The sequence below is a fragment of the Bremerella cremea genome (assembly GCF_003335505.1).
Classification (GTDB): Bacteria; Planctomycetota; Planctomycetia; order Pirellulales; family Pirellulaceae; genus Bremerella; species Bremerella cremea_A.
In genome coordinates this window covers 501,156-518,789 of the sequence record NZ_QPEX01000010.1, presented here as the reverse complement: position 1 = coordinate 518,789, position 17,634 = coordinate 501,156, and the positions used below count along the sequence as shown (strand labels likewise).

Below are 17,634 nucleotides of genomic sequence, written 5' to 3'. Positions count from 1 at the left end.
CGTCTTTTCCTGGCGTAAAGCAACGGACTGAAATAAGGGAAGTTGCATGGCGAACGCCAAAATGATGCCAGCCGAAGAGAATCTCATGCGGAATAACCCGTCGACGTTTGCATCCGACGTTGACCCGGCAGAGACTCAAGAGTGGCTCGACTCACTCGATTACGTGTTAGAAGGCAAAGGTGAGGACCGGGTTCGGTTCCTTTTATCCGCTTTAGAAAATCGAGCACATGCTCGGGGTGTCGATATTCCATTTGCGGCCAACACGCCGTACATCAACACCATTCACTCGTCGGATCAACCTGCTTATCCCGGCAATCGTGAATTCGAACGTCGCATCAAGAGCATCATCCGCTGGAACGCCATGGCGATGGTGACGCGGGCCAACAAAAATTTTGAAGGCCTCGGCGGGCATATCAGCACGTTCGCTTCCAGTGCTACCTTGGTGGAAGTCGCTTTCAATCACTTCCTGCGTGGTCGCGGCAGCGGTTACGAAGGAGACCAGGTTTATTTCCAAGGGCACGCTTCGCCTGGGATTTACTCGCGGGCTTTCGTCGAAGGGCGTTTGACGGAAGAGAACCTGGAATGCTTCCGCCGAGAGCTGCAGCCGGTGATGGGGCTTTCGTCCTATCCGCACCCTTGGCTAATGCCAGACTTCTGGGAATTCCCGACGGTTAGCATGGGCTTGGGGCCGATCTGCTCGATCTACCAGGCACGTTTCAACCGCTACTTGCATGACCGCGGTTTGAAAGACACCAGCAAGACCCGTGTGTGGGCGTTCATTGGGGACGGTGAATGCGACGAGCCGGAAACGCTCGGCGCGATCAGCCTGGCCTCGCGCGAACAGCTCGACAACCTGACCTGGGTCATCAACTGCAACTTGCAGCGTTTGGATGGTCCGGTGCGTGGTAACGGCAAGATCATTCAAGAGCTGGAAGCGGTCTTCCGCGGTGCCGGCTGGAATGTCATCAAGGTCGTTTGGGGTAGCGACTGGGACCCGTTGTTGGAAGCCGACAAATCGGGCCTGCTCGTCAAACGGATGGAAGAAGTGGTCGACGGCCAGTACCAAAAGTACGTGGTTGAAAGTGGCGAATACATTCGCAAGCACTTCTTCGGCAAGTACCCAGAACTGCTGGAACTCGTCAAGAATTACTCGGACGAACGTCTCCAAAAGATGGTTCGTGGTGGGCACGATCCTGAAAAAGTGTATGCCGCCTACAAGGCTGCCACCGAATGCAAGGGCAAGCCGACCGTTGTTATCGCCAAGACGATCAAAGGGTATGGGCTAGGCGAAGCTGGCGAAGGCCGTAACGTCACCCACAACCAGAAGAAGCTGAACGAGGAAGAACTCCGTGAGTTCCGGACCCGCTTCAGTATTCCGATCTCGGACGAAGAAGTCGTCAAAGCACCTTTCTACCGTCCGCCGGAAGATAGCGCCGAAATGCGTTATCTTAAGAAGCGTCGTGAAGCACTCGGTGGTCCGGTTCCTTCTCGCCCGAAGAACGTGCCAACCTCGCAGATTCCTACGATCGAGGATTACAAAGAATTCCTTGGTGGGAGTCGCGGTAAAGAAATGTCGACCACGATGGGCTTCGTCCGCCTGCTCACGAAGCTGTGCAAAGACGAAAACATCGGCAAGCAGATCGTCCCGATCGTTCCCGACGAATCGCGAACCTTCGGTATGGAAGGCATGTTCCGGCAGATCGGGATTTATGCCCATTCTGGCCAGTTGTACGAGCCGGTCGACTCCGATCAGCTGATGTACTACAAGGAAGCTAAAGATGGGCAGATCCTAGAAGAAGGGATCACCGAAGCGGGTTCGATGTCGTCGTTTATCGCGGCTGGCAACGCTTACTCGCAGCACGGCATCAACATGATTCCGTTCTTCATTTACTACAGCATGTTCGGTTTCCAGCGTATCGGCGACCTGATTTGGTGTGCCGCTGATACGCGTGCCAAGGGCTTCCTGATCGGTGGAACCGCCGGCCGTACGACCCTGAACGGGGAAGGGCTACAGCACCAAGATGGTCATAGCCATCTCAATGCGATCGCCTTCCCAACGGTTCGTTCCTACGATGTCTGTTACGCCTACGAAACGGCTGTCATCGTCCTCGACGGGATGAAGAAGCTGTACGCTGAAGGCGAAACGGCGATCTACTACATCACCGTTGGAAACGAAAACTACGTCAATCCAGAGATGCCAGAAGGTGCCCAGGAAGGGATCGTTCGCGGTATCTACAAGCTCAGCGCCCAGGCCGTCGAAAAGCCACGTGCTACGGTTCAGTTGATGGGCAGTGGCACGATCACACGCTGCGTGTTGGACGCCGCTCAGATTTTGGCCGAAAAGTACAACATTGCCAGCGATGTGTGGGCGGTAACCAGCTACACCGAGCTTCGCCGCGATTCGCAGTCGGTCGAACGTTGGAACATGTTCCACCCGACCGAAGAGCCGAAGAAGTCGTACCTCGAAACCGTCATGGACGGAGTCGAAGGCCCCTTCATCTCGGCTTCCGACAATGTGCGAGCTTGGGCTGAACAAATTCGTCCGTACTTGCCGGGCCAAATGGTGGCTCTGGGTACCGACGGCATGGGCCGCAGCGAAACACGCGAAGCCTTGCGTCGCCACTTCGAGGTCGACGCCGAATCGGTCGTCATCGCCACTCTTTACGAACTGGCTCGTACCGGCAAGGTCGAACGCAGCGAAGTGGCCCAGGCGATTCAAGATTTGAACTACGACGCCGAAAAGCCGAATCCCTACTTCGCATAACTTGCGGTAGCGTGGGCGGCCGTCAAAAAAAGACGGCTGCCGCAGCTTTTCCTGGCGATAACGAAGATATGCACCTCTAGCAAGGTTATTCATCATGGCGATAGACGTACAACTTCCTGACCTCGGCGATGGAATCGAATCAGGCGACGTGCTGGCTGTCCATGTCTCGGTAGGCGATACGATCGAGAAGGGACAAACCCTGATCGAAATCGAAACCGACAAGGCCACCGTCGATGTCCCCAGTACCCAAGGGGGCAAAGTCACCAAGATTCACGTGAAAGCAGGCGATACGGTCGCCGTCCACTCGCCGCTGGTTTCGCTGGATGCCGCAGAGTCCGGTGGCGCTGCCCCGGCTGCTGAAGCTCCGCCTGCGGAAACGCCAGCACCTCCCGCTGAAGAACCCAAGGCCGCTGAGCCAGCCCCGGCACCGGAAGCACCTAAACCTGCTCCGGCCAAACCAGCACCTCCGAAACCGGCCCCTGTGAACATTGCTCCGCCGACTCCGGCGCCGGCCCCAGTTGCCGATACTTCGTCTGCCGACGAGAGTGTTCCGGCTGGTCCAGCCGTTCGCCGCTTCGCCCGCGAAGTTGGTGTTGATCTGCGAATCGTGCAGGGAAGTGGGCCAAATGGTCGCATTGAACGTGAAGACGTGTTGCGGACCGTGCGCGACCTGAACCAAGGCACTTCGTCCGCTGGCAAGGGTGAATCTGCTTCCCCAGCGGCAGCCGGTACTCTGCCTTCGCTGACCGGCGAAGCCCATACCGATAAGTTCGGTCCGGTTCGCATCGAGAAGATGAAGAAGATCCGCAAGGTGACCGCCGCTCAGATGACCAAGAGCTGGACGACTGCCCCACGGGTTACCAACTTCGACGATGCGGACATCACTGCCCTGGAAGAACTGCGTCAACAGTCGAAAGACGACTATGCTGAAGCTGGCGTCAAGTTGACCACGATGCCATTTTTGATCAAAGCCGTGGCAGTGGCTCTGCGAGAGCACCCGGAACTGAACGCTTCGATCGACATGGAGCAGGAACAGGTCATCTACAAAGATTACGTGAACGTCGGCATCGCTGTCGATTCCGATCGTGGCCTGCTCGTTCCGAACATGAAGAACACCGACCGCATGTCGATTCCAGACATTGCTCGCAGCCTCCAGCAAACGGCTGCCGACATTCGCGGCAACACGTTCGAGATGTCGACCCTACAAGGGGGCACCTTCACGATCAGTAACCTGGGCGCGATTGGGGGAACGTATTCCACACCCATCATTAACGTCCCGGAAGTCGCGATCCTGTTAGTTGGCCGCTCGCGTAAGATGCCGGTTGTCGTCAAAGACCAAATCGTGGCCCGCTTGATGATGCCGCTGAGCCTATCCTACGACCACCGCCTGGTCGACGGAGCCACCGCCGGTCGCTTCCTCAACGAAGTCAAAGGTCTGCTGGAAAACCCCAGCAAGCTGCTGATGGCCCCGTAGGTAAAGTAGCAAACCTACTTTTCATGAAACAGTGAAAAGCCCCTCGTGTCTTGAAGATGCGAGGGGCTTTTTTTATGCCCTATAACGGAGAAATGCCAAGTCTGATCGATACCTTCTTCCACGTTTGAGGTAATGACTCACGCGATAGTTTCTGTTTTGCATTCTATCGTTTTTTTTCGGTTGACGGCATCTTCGAAGGGGGTAGGATGGTCCCAGGTTGGGATGGCCGTGGATGGCTTTTTTTTCAATTCTCTCGATACGTCTGGCCAACTTTCCAATGGCGATGATCTTTCTGCTCTATTTGGTGTGCTTTGGCTTGGCGTACTACCGTCAGAGAAAAGCTGCCTATGCCGCGTTCTTGGTTAGCACACTAGCTAGTCTGGCCATGTTTGCTTATCACCTGGACTCTGCATTAGAGCTGAACTTCTGATGGCTAATGATCAGCGGCTTTACGATATCAATTCCGCCTGTATGCTCGTGGTGGTTTCGGTTTTGCTGGGGGCTTTCTACTTCCAGTTTGGGCTTCATGAAGATCCTTGCCCGCTTTGTTTGCTCCAGCGGATGGGAATGATCGGCGTGATCTTGGGGCTAGCAATGAACACGCAGTTTGGATTTCATCGCCTTCATTTCGCTGCGGTTAACTTGGCGGCGTTGGTTGGGGCTATGTTCTCTATTCGACAGGTGCTTCTTCATATCTGTCCTGTTGCTGGGGAACCCTCAGGCTACGGCGATGCTTTTTTCGGCATGCACCTCTACTCGTGGGGCGTCCTTGTCTTTGCGGCCAGCATTCTCGGTTCGTCGATACTGCTCACGCTGGTCAACGAGAAGCCCCCAGAGAGCACCCGAAAGCAAAGCATGTTCGAACAAATTGTGTTCCATCTTGCCGCGCTTGTATGCTTTGCTAACGTCGTATCGACTTTTGCGCTGTGCAGTTTCGGCCCTTGCCATTAACGGCAAGGCTGAGATTCTTTTAGCAAGAAGTGTTTCATGCTCGTGACACGTCTGATTTGGTGGTTCTAACCGAGTAATCCTCACGTGTTCGTTACGTAAACTTTGCCGTCGGTGCCGGCTCTCTTGGATAATCCAGCCACGATCTGTCGAATCAAATAGCGGGGATGTGAGCGTCTTGCCGCTTTGCCTGGTTAGGAGTTACCCCAACCAAGTCGCGTCTGACAGTCTTCTGATCGCTTTGGCTGTACAGAACTGGAAACCAAAGTAACGGACTGGTGGTTAAAGGAGAGGCCGCATGAAGAGGAACGGGATGCTTCCTTGGGTTTGCTTGACGTTGGGGGCTGCCTCGCTTTTCCTGGGTGGTTGCAAGTCGACGGTCCATGTGACCGATTCCGCCGAGTCTGGCACGCAACAGTTGCTCATGAACTCTTCCGCCGACGCGGTAATTTGTTCGTTCGATTTCAGCCCACTGGCCAATCGCTTATGTTTTCTCGACACCACAGGCCTAGGAAACGCGAATACGGGCTACCTCCCTTATCGTATTCGCGAGCAGATGGGCTCTTTCGGTGTCCTTCTGGCAGAGACGCGGGACGAAGCCGAGGTGATTGTTGAAGCCGGTTTGGCCGCCTACGGAACTGATTCGCGGCGCGATACGCTTGGTATTACCGATGTCAATCAACTGCCAGACATTTACTTATGCGTCGACAATGTCCAGTACGGCGTGGCGAAACTGTCGTTATTCGCCCGCGAAAAGAAAACAGGAGCCGTCATCTGGCATTCCGGTATAATGCGAGCTGATTCGTATCAAGATATCCGTAAAGTTCTCGGCACCGGTCCCCGCTACACCGGCACTATCCAGCATTCCGGCACACGCGTAGGCAGGTAAGACGCGATGACTCGTTGGGATTCTGAGCGTTTTCTCTCTTTCGAAAATGGTGATGCAAAACGCCACGATTTCAAGCCGCTTTGATCACTCTGGTCTCTTCGCGAGCGGCGAACCAGATAGCCCCCTGAATTTGAGGGGAAAACACCGGGGGAGCCTTCGATTGCGTGCACAGACGAAAGTTCACCAGATCCTATTCACATGATCTGTCCATACGGCTAGTCGCCTGAACAATCTGGTTTGGCCTCGGAAACGCAATGGATTCTGTCTTATCGGCAGTTGTTTTAATGTTCGAACGGTAAACTAGTTATGGCGACGACGCGACCTAGGGAACCGGCAAGCCGAGTGGTCGTCATGAAATTCGTGCTGGTCAGATCGAAATTTGCGGCTTGATTTTTTGGCCTCGGTACCCATTGTTTGCTAGTACGGAACTAGAGCGGTGCCCAGCTAGAATTGTTCGCATAGATTTCTCAAGGAGCAGCCCGATGAAAAAGCTTCACCCTATTCTTGCTCTTGTTCTGGGCATGTGTCCCGCGTTTGTATTGGCCGAAGACTCTGCGCCGGAAGCTCAGCCAGAGGTACCGGTACGCTTGGTTATCGTTGGCGATTCGACCGTCTGCGAGTACCCTGCCAATCGGCCTGATCGTGGTTGGGGGCAGTTTATTGAAGAGGCATTCGAAGAGGGGACCGTCAAGGTTTCAAACTTGGCCAAGTCAGGTCGCAGTACCAAGACCTTCATTGAGGAAGGACGCTGGAAAAAGGCCCTAGCCCAGAATCCCAACTACGTGCTGATTCAGTTTGGCCATAACGATTCGCACGATGCCGACCGACCGGAATCGACCGACTCGCAGACTGATTACCAAGAGTACCTCAGGCGATATGTTGACGAAGCCAGGATGATCGGCGCCGATCCCATTTTGGTAACCCCCATGGTTCGCCGCAAGTTCGATGCCGACGGCAAGATCTCTGAAACGCAAACGGACAGAAACAAGCGGCTCGAAGCCTATGCTCAAGCGATGCGAAACGTCGCCAAGCAAAAAAAGGTGTCGGTCATCGATCTTTACTCGGCCAGCAAAGAACTTGCCGAACAGATTGGCCCAGAAGCGAGTGCCAAGATGTCGCCCAAGCAAGGGGATCGCACGCACTTTAATGAAGAGGGAGCCCGCGCTATGGCTGGGTTAGTTCTCGAACCTCTGCACGAAGTAGCACCCGAGTTGCAGCCGTTGTGGAAGAAGCCCGCAAACTAATCGGGCGAGCAGTTTTTTTCGCCGGTGATCGCGATCTTAGCGGGAGAGCCCCATTGGATTTTCCAAGGAGGTTCCAGCAGGAAATAGCCAACAAGCGAGCAGCCGGTCGCCGCCAGCGAAAGGGGAAGTTGCCAAGTACCAATCAGCGGCACCCCCGGCAAGAAGGTTTCGCAACCGAGCACGAAGTGAAGTCCCCACACGCCTACTCCGATTCCCATACTGGCCAGGGCAGGGCGGCCACTTTGTGGTTGGCTGTAGAGGCCAATCGTCAGCGGAACGAATAGCCCGACCAAGGTCAACACGTAGGCTGTTTCCAGCAGTTCATAAGCATTCTCGCCGAGGTAAGCCAGGCCCAAACTACATAGCGCCACCGCGAGAACCGAGTAACGGTTCAGCGAGAGCGAATCTTGGCCTAAGAATTTCGATAGTACGTTCTCGGCCAATACGCTTGCCGGAGACAAGATCGCGCTGTCGATTGTCGAAAGCACTGCTGAAAGCATGGCCACCACAAACACAACGGCTACCACCGGATGTAAAAAGGCGTGGGCCAATGCCGGTAAGATTTCGGAGGTGACATCGTCCGGAAAAAGCAAATTGCCCACCAAAGCCAACAGCAGCGGCAGCAAACCAAACGAGAGATAAAACAGCCCAGCAACAAGGCAAGCCCAGCGCGCGGTCGAGGCACTCTTAGCGGCAAATACCCGTTGCATCAAATCTTGCCCAGGCAGATTACCCAGAGCACCTGTCAGGAAAACACCCAGCCAACCTAGCATCGCAGCAATGTTCTCGGTAGGAAACGGCCTTAGCATCTCAGGTTCCGTTTCCTGTCCTACCCGGACCAAGCCGTTCCACACGCTGCCAGCCCCCAACTCACCAAGTGCGACCACGGCTAACACAACAAGCCCCACCAGGACTAACGAAATTTGGACAGCATCGGTCAGCGTGACCGACCACATTCCGCCCATTAACGTGTATCCGGTCCCAATGATCGCAACCAAGGCAAGGCCGAACATCGGATCGATCCCAAAGAAAAGCTGAAGCACGCCAGCCAACGCCACAAACTGAGCCGCGACCCAGCCGAAATAACTTGGCACCATAATGCAGGAAGCAATCAGTTCGGCTGCCACACCAAATTTTCTGCGAAAGAAATCGGGGACGGTCAGCAGTTCCATTCTCCATAACGGACCAGCAAAGAACAGTCCGGCAAGCAAGAGGCAAACGCCCGCTCCAAAGGGGTCGAGCGCGGCGGCTTGCAAGCCTTCACGACGAACCTCGTCGGCGGCGGCCAGTAAGGTGCCCGCCCCAAACCAGGTGGCCAGCAGGGTCATCCATGCCAGTGAAAATGGAAGCTTCCTCCCGGCCACCAGAAAGTCTTCTGTGCCGTGAATTTTGCGCTGGGCATAGTAACCAATCAGGTACATGCCAATGACATAGAGAACCATCGTCGTCGCCAGCAGCCATTGAAGTGACGGATCGATTTCCAGGTTCATAGGCGTCTTTTAAGAGAGTGAAGCAAGATTCCACAATTGTGTCGATTCGAGCCAGTTATCAACGGCCCAGCCTGGCGCATATCGCTCGTTTAGGGCAGTGCATCCCTGACTGGCTCACGAAGCGTGTATCTTAATCTCGTCGTCCCCACGATGCCTAGAGATCAAGTATGTCAGGGGAAATCGGTTTCGACGCCCCAGTCAGATGGGAAGTAGTTTGATTGATATTCGCCACGATATGTTGGAGAAGGCGGTCGTTCGAGCTAAAATCGAAAACGCTCCTGAGTCGCTAGGCATCGTGTTTGCCTACCAGAATGTTTCATTCGCTGGCTATCGTAAATCTGCTGTTCCTGAACCCAAGATCCCTGGTCAACCGAAGAAAAGAACTCCATGGAATCTGTCCGACGCGCTCAGTTGTACGACCTGCGAACTCGCTATATTGTTGAGGACTTGCCCCCCTTTGTCACTTTGATCAGTCAGGCCGCCACGGTGTTAGAAGTGGGATGCGGCACCGGACGCATTCTTGGATACTTGACGCGGCAGCTACCTGAAAAGCAGTGGCTGGGGATCGATCTCGATCAAGATAAGATCGATGTGGCACGTCAGCGTTTAGGGAATGAGCACGCCAACGTCAACTTGATTCAAGGGGACTTCCTCAGCTACGAGGACTTTCCTCCGGTCGATGCCGTCTTGTTCGGGTTTAACGTCCTGGCTGAATTTCTCGGGGTATCGACCCGCATCGCGGCACTCCGAAAAGCTCGCACCTGCCTAGCCCCCGGTGGTCAGGTGATTGTGGCATGTTATGCGCACGACTTCGCTGATTGGGGCCTCCGCAACAAGCAACATGCTTCCCGCATTTGGGACGATCAACTCGGACAATGGGACGTCACGATCGATTGTGTACGCGATTTGCCCCGGCAATCTTCGGTTTGCTCGGTGACGTATACAGGAGAAAGTGAAACGATTCACGACGTCTATGAAGTTGCCCTGCTTACGCGAAACGAATTGCTGGCCATTTATGAAGCGGCCGGACTGGTGCTCACGCAGGAATACGGCGACTACCACTTTGGCCCACTAACCGACGAAAGCCAAGTCTGGCTGCATGTCTTGACGGCCCGTGCTTAGCTGTCCATTGGCGGGCGTAATGTTATCTGGCACCATGCTCAGCGGGAAGCGATGTTTTCGCCCATGACCCCAATTGAAATCGTTCAACAGGCCGTTGCCAACCCAAATCGCTTTCAGGAAATCGCTTGCCAACTAAGCGAGTTTGCACCAGATTTCGAGGCGACCCGCTGGCTTTGTCAGGCGTATCGTGCCGGCCAAGTGACGGCCGCCGAGGCCGCCTACCTACTCGGGCTTCTACGACATGCAGCGGGATACGATACGGCCAAAGAAATTCTGCAAGGGAACTTTCGTCACGCATCCGAGAAGTACGCTGGCGAGGCGATGTTCTTGATTCGTGGACAAGATGCTTATCACGATTTGCGCAGCCTCATGCTCGAACATCCTCACATCTTAGTAAGGCAGGGAGCGGCAAGTGGCTTGGCGTTATTCCACACGGCAGATATCGTCCCTGATTTTCTGCAAGCGTTTTACGAGGGGAAGCTTTGGCCAAAAGACGTTGCTTTTCATGTTGCTGGCTGCCATCCTAGCGAAGAGCAGTTGCTTTCGCTCTTACTGGCAGAAGACGAGCAAGCTCAGGCATTGGGCTTGCACATCGTTGAGCCACTAATTGCTGCTGAAAACCTACCCCATTGTCCCGGTGAACCGGTTAAAAAAGAGGTCGCTCGTTTGCTCGCTGCCCCTGCTTTTCGTCCCAAGCGAAAGCACGTTCGATCGCTTTACCTATGGGCAACAGGTCAGAAGACACTCCGTAATAATTATTAAGCACTGGGCACGAGTTCACTTAGCCTGGGGCAATCGGCGTTTGATCATTTCAAAATAGGGGAAGCTGAATTCCCGCTGAAATCTGCCACGAGTTATCCCTCCGAACTCAGTGACTTATTGAATTTTGGTGAGAACGCAGTTTAGGATGACGGTACTTTGGAGTGCCCGTTGTTTGCCTGAGTTCTGGGCTTTCTACATGACAACCGTCCTTCGCACAATTGCCGCCATCGTTGTTAGCATGGTCGTGGTATTTGTCTTAGTGATTGCCGTCGAAGGTTTCAGCGCGGTGGTGCATCCGTTTCCTGAAGGAATGGATATGCACAACCAAGAAGAAATGTGCGAGCATGTGGCCAGCTATCCTGCCTGGGTATTGGCCGCAGTGGTGCCAATGTGGGGCGCGATTGCGCTGGTCGGCACGGGACTTGCCCAGTGGATCGGCAATTGGATTGCGTCAAGCATCATAGGCACGCTGCTGTTAATCGCGGTTGCTTTCAACGTGTCGATGTTACCTTACCCGTTCTGGTTCAAGGTGGTTATCTTGCTGATCGTACCGGCGGCCAGTCTGCTGGGGGCTTGGGCTGGGCACCCTAAAGCAAAAAGGCCCGTCACCAACGAGTCGTGACAGGCCTTCATAATTTTGAAGTCTTAAGATCGTGACTTAATACAGCGACCAACCATCGGGTAGGTAAGCCCCTTTTTCGACGACAGGGATTCCGTCGACGATGGTTACCCCTTCCGGGTATTCCTTGTCTGGCAGGTTATCGCTGTTGACCACGCGGACGTTGTGCCCGATGTGGCAGTTCTTGTCGACGATTGCCCCTTTGATGACGCTACCAGAGCCTATCTTCATGTGAGGGCGGCCGGTGGTCGTGTCTTGCTCGTTTTCGCGTTTGGTCGAGTAGTAGTCGCAGCCCATCAAAACCGAGTCTTCGATGGTGACGTTCTCGCCAATCACACTACGCAGGCCAATCACGCTGTTCTTGATCGTGCAGCCGGCGCCGATTTGGCAACCGTCGGCGATCATGCTGGTGCTAACGTGGCTGTCCATCAGCATACTAGGCGGCAGGAAGCGAGCCCGGGTAAAGATCGGTGCTTCTTCTTCCACGAACTCGAACGGCGGCGTAGGTGCCAGCGTGGCCAGGTTCGACTCGTAGAATGCTTTGATCGTACCGATGTCTTCCCAGTAGCTATCGAACATGTGCATTTGCACGTGCTTGCTACGGATGGCAGCGGGGAAGATCTCTTTGCCGAAGTCCTGGTAGTCGGTCTTTTCCAGCACTTCGAGCAGCGTGTCGCGGTTGAAGAGGTAATTGCCCATGCTCGCTAGGCAATCGCGGCCGTTGCTTTGAATGCCACGGGCATCGATCCAAGCGGGATCGGTCCGGACATGAGCAAGTTCTTCCGGTGTCTTCGGCTTTTCGACGAAGCCACGCACACGGCCTGTTTCGTCGATCTTCATAATGCCAAGCCCACCGGCTTCCTTCGAGTGGACCGGCAACCCAGCGATCGAGACATCGGCACCAGAGGCGATGTGCGAATCGAGCATCTCGCGGTAATCCATCCGGTACAGTTGGTCGCCGGAAAGAATCAGCACGTACTCAATGCCATGTTGTTGAATGTAGCGAAGATTCTTCCGTACAGCATCGGCAGTGCCTTGGTACCAGTCGGAACCTTCACCGGCGGTTTGCTGGGCTGCCAATAGTTCGACAAAGCCCCCGTTGAAGTGATCGAACCGATAGGTCTGGCGGATATGGCGATGCAAACTAACCGACATGAACTGTGTCAGCACATAGATGCGATTCATCTGGCTGTTTAAGCAGTTCGAAAGCGGAATATCGATCAGGCGGTATTTGCCTGCCAGAGGGACGGCAGGTTTCGAGCGGTATTTGGTCAGGGGATAAAGCCGGGTTCCTCGGCCTCCGCCCAGCACTAGGCAGATGACATTACGCATTGGGTCACCTTCTTTCCGTGACGTGAGTTGCGATAAGCAATAGGTATTTCGGTCGATGGCGAATCCAAAACATAACGACCGATACGCAGCGATTGCAAGTCAGCGGGACGAGCTGACATAGCAATTCGCTTAAATAACTGCAAGTTTCGCGCCGCAAAGGGCGTGATTGTTACTTCCGATAAAACCCGCGGCGACGCTGACTGCTGTAGCGTTCCAACGCCTCATTCACGATCGGCAAGGCGAGCTCGGCGGGAAGGATCTCATCGACTTCGACGGTTTTGCCTTCCAGCATCTTGTAGTCCTGGAAGAAGCGTCGCAGCATGTTGCGTCGATGAATGGGCAGATCGCTGGCTTCGGTATAGGAAGAATATTCCGGATCGGTGACAGCCACGGCAATAATTTTATGGTCGAGTTTACCACTATCGACCATCGTCATCAAACCAACCGCACGGGCGGTGATCAAGGTCAGCGGCGCAACCGGTTCCTGGCACAAAACCAGCACGTCCAACGGGTCGTCGTCTTCGGCTAGGGTTTGCGGGACGAACCCGTAGTTGGCCGGATAGTGAACGGCCGAGTAAAGCATGCGATCCATTCGCAACAATCCCGTATCTTTATCCAGTTCGTACTTGATACTGGAACCTGTGGGGATTTCGATGACCGCACAAAATTCTCTTGGAATGTCCTCACCGGGGGTCACGTCGTGCCAAGCGTGCGTCATGGATGCGAGTCTTCCGTGCTAGTCAGGCAGTGGGGGCCTGACGCTTCTTTCGAATTGTCAAAAACAATCGCCGAAAATCGGCAAACAAAGTTAGTAGGGCCAGGAAGTTCCTGACCCTAGTAGCATCCGTCTAAAAAGCCGCCGCGTCAACCGCTTCACGGCGTGCTAAGTTCATTTCACGACGAAATTTACGAGCCGTCCCGGAACGACAATCGTTTTTACGATTTGTTTCCCAGCGAGAAGCTCTTGCACGCGTGAGTCCGCCTTGGCGAGAGCTTCAAGATCGTCCTTCTTAATGTCGGCTGGAACGGTAATACGGCCGCGAACTTTTCCCATAATCTGCACCGGCACTTCAATCTCGTTGTCTTTGGTGTACGACTCGATGAATTGTGGCCACGGCTCGTAAGCCAAGGTCCCTTTGTGCCCAAGAATCTGCCAAAATTCTTCAGCCAAATGGGGGGCCAACGGAGAAAGCATCAATGCGAACGTCTCCATCGCTTTCTTCGGACGGGTCGACTCCTTCGTGAAGAAGTTTGTGAACTCCATTAAACGGGCAATTGCCGTATTGAAGCTGTGGTTGGCCAAGTCTTGGGTAATACTCTTGAGCGTACGATGCAGGGTCTTGTTTTGTTCCTCGCTCAATTCAACATCTTGCACGGCCGCGTTGAGGGTGATTTCTTCCGCGTTATGATCGACGATCAGACGCCAGGCCCGGTCGAGGAACCCGCGAACTCCCTTCACGCCGTCCATGGCCCATGGTTTGGTCGCTTCCAAGGGACCCATGAACATTTCGTACAAGCGAAGGCTATCGGCACCATAGTCTTTCACCACAAGGTCTGGGTTGACCACGTTGCCGCGGCTTTTCGACATTTTGAACGCACGAGCATCGATGCGGACGGTTTCGTCGTCTTTCAAGACAAAGCCGTCTCCTTTCTTCAGAATGTCGGCTTCGGTCAATTTGACCGCGCAGACCTCTTGCCCGTTGGCGTCGGTGTAGGCGTCGTCTTGCTTGGTGATTTCGTTGCTGCCGATCCAAGTACTATCGGCTCGCTGATAGCCGGTATACTCGATCTCGCCAAGGATCATCCCCTGGTTGATCAATTTCTGGAACGGCTCTTGGGTCGAGACGTAGCCACGATCGAACAACACTTTATGCCAGAAGCGAGCATACAAAAGGTGCAGCACTGCATGCTCGGCCCCGCCGATGTAAAGATCGACCGGCATCCAGGCTTTTTCTTTTTCAGGGTCGACGAAAACCTCGTCGTTTTGCGGATCAATGAATCGCAAGTAATACCAGCACGAACCAGCCCACTGCGGCATGGTGTTCGTTTCTCGTTTGTAACGAACGCCATCGATGACTGGGTACAGCCACTCTTCGTCCGCTTTTTCCAGCGGCGGTTCGGGGCGGCCGAGAGGCTTATAATCTTCAATATGAGGCAAATCGACTGGAAGTTGATCGACCGGGACCGCTCGGATTTTGCCGTTAGGCTGGCCGTTTTCGTCCAGTTCCTTGAGAATCGGGAACGGTTCGCCCCAGAAACGTTGGCGACTGAAGAGCCAATCGCGCAGCTTGAAGTTGGTGGCTTCGCGGCCGACGCCCGCTTGCTCCAAATCGAGGGCGATCTGTGATTTGACGTCGGCGGTTTGCATGCCGTTGTATTTGCCGGAGTTGATCGCAATACCGTCAAACGTCGCACAAGCTTCACCCGCGAGAACAGCCTCGCGATCGATACTGGTTTTCTCGCCAGGATCGACTACGGCGATCACCGGAATGTCGAATTTCTGAGCGAATTCAAAATCGCGATCGTCGTGTGCTGGCACCGCCATGATGGCCCCGGTACCGTAGCTGGCCAACACGTAGTCAGCAATCCAAATCGGGACTGGCTGTCCAGTCACGGGATTCACGGCGTAAGACCCGGAGAAGACGCCCGTTTTTTCCTTGGCAAGCTCGGTCCGTTCCAGGTCGGACTTGAATGCGGCTGCATCGCAGTATTTCTTCACGGCGTCCGCCTGGTCGGCGGTCGTCAACTGCTCGACCAGCGGGTGTTCCGGAGCGATCACCATGTAGGTTGCCCCGAACAAGGTATCTGGTCGCGTTGTATAAACCCGCAAGACGTCGTTGCCTGGCTTCCGAGGATATCCAGATTTTTTTCGCTCGATTTCCCATGGGGTGAATTCTTCGGGGCTGCCCAGGAAGAAATCGACTTCTGCCCCGGTGCTGCGACCGATCCAGTTTCGTTGCAACTGTTTAATACTGTCCGACCAGTCGAGCGATTCGAGGTCGCGCTCGAGCCGCTCGGCATATGCGGTGATGCGCAGCATCCATTGACGGAGGGGCAAGCGTTGCACTGGGTACCCGCCACGTTCGCTTTTACCGTCGATCACCTCTTCGTTGGCCAGCACAGTGCCAAGTTCCGGACACCAGTTCACCGGGGCTTCGCTCACGTAAGCCAAACGATGCTCGTCCTGGTAAGCCCGGACCGCTTCTTCCCCTTCAGCTTCGATTGCTGCCGGAATCGGCAACTCGGCAATTGGGCGTCCTTTGCCGGCTTCTTGATCGTACCAGGTATCGAAGAGGACCAGAAAAATCCACTGTGTCCAGCGGAAGTAATCGACATCGGTCGTTGCGACTTGTCGCTCCCAGTCGTAGCTGAAACCGATCATTTTCAGCTGACGGACGAATTCACCAATGTTTTTCTCGGTGGTGATACGTGGATGCGTATTGGTCCGAATCGCATATTCTTCGGCGGGAAGACCAAATGAGTCGAAACCCATCGGATGCAAAACGCTTTTCCCCTGCATACGGGCGAACCGGCAGACGATATCGGTCGCCGTGTAGCCTTCCGGGTGCCCCACGTGAAGCCCTGCACCGCTGGGGTAGGGGAACATATCCAGCACGTACATTTTTTCCCCGTGAGGAAGCACAGGACTACGGAACGTGTGGTTCTCCTCCCAGAATTTTTGCCATTTCGGTTCGATCTGGGCCGGATTGTAACGGGGCATGAGCGATTTCCAGTGAGCGGTATAACATCACGGTCGTCGACGAGGCGACCTGGTTTAGTGCATAGAATCGGTGGGGATCGCCGCAAAATCTTATTTCACATGGCTTTCCCTGCGTCTTGGGAAGGTAACGATTCTAATGGGCGGCGATAAAACTGACAATTCAAGGAGAGCCCCTCCGGCGATTGACGTTCGCGCGGTTTGTAACGCCCGAGCTAAAATCTCGGCCAGGAAATCGTGATAAAAGCATGTTGTCTGGCCAATTCCCTTGGTAAACTGCTAGGCTATCTTTGAAATCGATCATGCTGGTTGCCGCTGGTTTGGGATCGATTCGGTAGAATATCGCTCACTTCCATTTCGCATCCTCCATCCCCAAGATCCCCCTATGCTTCACGGACGTCGTCATCTTCAACTGGTTGATTCCGAACGAGACGCCATGCGGGTTGCTTGTCAGTTCAATTCCGAACTGATGGACTACATCCGTCCTTTTGTGAAGGCAGGCACCAAAACGATCGAGCTCGATCGGCTGGTTCACGCCTACACCATGGACCATGGTCATACGCCTGCCTGTTTAAATTACCAAGGGTATCCGAAGAGCTGCTGTATCAGCGTGAACGAAGTGATTTGTCACGGAATTCCCGACAATTACGAACTGAAAGATGGCGACATTGTGAATGTCGACCTGACTTCGATTGTCGAGGGATGGCACGGCGACCAGTCGGAAACGTTCCTGATTGGGGAAGTCAGCCCAGAAGCGAAGCAGGTGACGCAGTGCGCGTTTGATTGCTTGTACCTGGCGATCGACGCGATCTATCCCGATTGTCGTGTTTCGGAAATCGGACGCGTGATTGTCGAAGAAGCGAAAAAGTACCAATTTGGCGTGGTTGAAGAATTCGTCGGTCACGGCTTGGGACGCCGTTTCCACCAAGATCCCTCCATTCCTCACGTCCCCACCCGTGCGGCTCACTCGGTCCGTTTAATGCCAGGCGTGTGCTTTACGATTGAACCGATGATCAACGTTGGCGGCGCCGCAACCCAGCTCGATCCAAATGACGGCTGGACCGTTCGCACGCGCGATCGTAGCCTGAGCGCGCAGTTCGAGCACACGATTCTGATGACCGAGAACGGCCCTGAGATCTTGTCGCTAACCAAAGATGGCCCGCAGAAAGGGCACAAGTTTTAAGCGGCCGAGAAGGCTAGCCTCAGCGAACGGCAAGTTCGTAACGCCCGCGAAACGTCAGACCGAAAGCCGTAAACTATCTCACGTTACGG

Annotated in this window: 14 protein-coding genes; 10 read left to right on the top strand and 4 right to left on the bottom strand. The window is 54.5% G+C overall.

What is annotated here, in order from left to right; translation table 11 throughout:
* Positions 1-61: 61 nt before the first annotated feature.
* The 6 genes from aceE (at position 62) to DTL42_RS03270 (ending at position 7,319) form a co-directional block, all read left to right on the top strand.
* Complete coding sequence (gene aceE, locus DTL42_RS03295) at positions 62-2,764, top strand: pyruvate dehydrogenase (acetyl-transferring), homodimeric type (protein ID WP_425305512.1); 2,703 nt, start codon at positions 62-64, stop codon at positions 2,762-2,764.
* Between the two features lie 94 nt (positions 2,765-2,858).
* On the top strand, positions 2,859-4,238 hold the full coding sequence (locus DTL42_RS03290; RefSeq protein WP_114367254.1) for a 2-oxo acid dehydrogenase subunit E2: 1,380 nt from the start codon (positions 2,859-2,861) through the stop codon (positions 4,236-4,238).
* 232 nt (positions 4,239-4,470) lie between these two features.
* Positions 4,471-4,668 carry a DUF5993 family protein gene (locus DTL42_RS03285; RefSeq protein ID WP_114367253.1) on the top strand — a complete coding sequence of 66 codons (198 nt, stop codon included), beginning with the start codon at positions 4,471-4,473 and terminating at the stop codon, positions 4,666-4,668.
* On the top strand, positions 4,668-5,189 hold the full coding sequence (locus tag DTL42_RS03280) for a disulfide bond formation protein B (RefSeq protein ID WP_114367252.1): 522 nt from the start codon (positions 4,668-4,670) through the stop codon (positions 5,187-5,189). Before DTL42_RS03285 ends, DTL42_RS03280 begins: the two co-directional genes overlap by 1 nt.
* Before the next feature lie 295 nt (positions 5,190-5,484).
* A complete protein-coding gene (locus DTL42_RS03275) occupies positions 5,485-6,075 on the top strand; it encodes a DUF6655 family protein (protein WP_147274144.1) in 591 nt (196 codons plus the stop codon).
* A gap of 482 nt (positions 6,076-6,557) precedes the next feature.
* On the top strand, positions 6,558-7,319 hold the full coding sequence (locus tag DTL42_RS03270; protein WP_114367250.1) for a rhamnogalacturonan acetylesterase: 762 nt from the start codon (positions 6,558-6,560) through the stop codon (positions 7,317-7,319).
* Here the strand turns inward: DTL42_RS03270 and DTL42_RS03265 are convergent.
* Positions 7,316-8,809: a sodium:solute symporter family protein gene (locus tag DTL42_RS03265; RefSeq protein ID WP_234824055.1), complete on the bottom strand. Its 1,494-nt coding sequence runs from the start codon at positions 8,807-8,809 to the stop codon at positions 7,316-7,318. The genes DTL42_RS03270 and DTL42_RS03265 overlap by 4 nt on opposite strands.
* Before the next feature lie 387 nt (positions 8,810-9,196).
* Here DTL42_RS03265 and DTL42_RS03260 point away from each other — a divergent pair, with 387 nt between their 5' ends.
* From DTL42_RS03260 to DTL42_RS03250, 3 genes are all read left to right on the top strand, one after another.
* Positions 9,197-9,931: a class I SAM-dependent methyltransferase gene (locus tag DTL42_RS03260; RefSeq protein WP_114367249.1), complete on the top strand. Its 735-nt coding sequence runs from the start codon at positions 9,197-9,199 to the stop codon at positions 9,929-9,931.
* A gap of 63 nt (positions 9,932-9,994) precedes the next feature.
* Entirely contained in the window at positions 9,995-10,693 is a 699-nt protein-coding gene (locus DTL42_RS03255) for a hypothetical protein (RefSeq protein WP_147274143.1), read from the top strand.
* Between the two features lie 145 nt (positions 10,694-10,838).
* Entirely contained in the window at positions 10,839-11,315 is a 477-nt protein-coding gene (locus DTL42_RS03250) for a hypothetical protein (RefSeq protein ID WP_147274142.1), read from the top strand.
* 36 nt (positions 11,316-11,351) lie between these two features.
* On the opposite strand, the gene DTL42_RS03245 is transcribed toward DTL42_RS03250, so the two are convergent.
* The 3 genes from DTL42_RS03245 to leuS form a co-directional block, all read right to left on the bottom strand.
* The gene (locus DTL42_RS03245; protein ID WP_114367246.1) at positions 11,352-12,644 is read right to left on the bottom strand and encodes a glucose-1-phosphate adenylyltransferase; all 1,293 of its coding nucleotides are present in this window, start codon (positions 12,642-12,644) and stop codon (positions 11,352-11,354) included.
* A gap of 169 nt (positions 12,645-12,813) precedes the next feature.
* Positions 12,814-13,362 (bottom strand): inorganic diphosphatase, encoded by a 549-nt coding sequence (locus DTL42_RS03240; RefSeq protein WP_114367245.1) that lies wholly within the window; start codon positions 13,360-13,362, stop codon positions 12,814-12,816.
* 171 nt (positions 13,363-13,533) lie between these two features.
* Entirely contained in the window at positions 13,534-16,365 is a 2,832-nt protein-coding gene (gene leuS / locus DTL42_RS03235) for a leucine--tRNA ligase (protein ID WP_114367244.1), read from the bottom strand.
* Positions 16,366-16,747: 382 nt separating this feature from the next.
* Here leuS and map point away from each other — a divergent pair, with 382 nt between their 5' ends.
* Positions 16,748-17,545 carry a type I methionyl aminopeptidase gene (gene map, locus DTL42_RS03230; protein WP_114367243.1) on the top strand — a complete coding sequence of 266 codons (798 nt, stop codon included), beginning with the start codon at positions 16,748-16,750 and terminating at the stop codon, positions 17,543-17,545.
* The last annotated feature ends 89 nt before the right edge of the window (positions 17,546-17,634 follow it).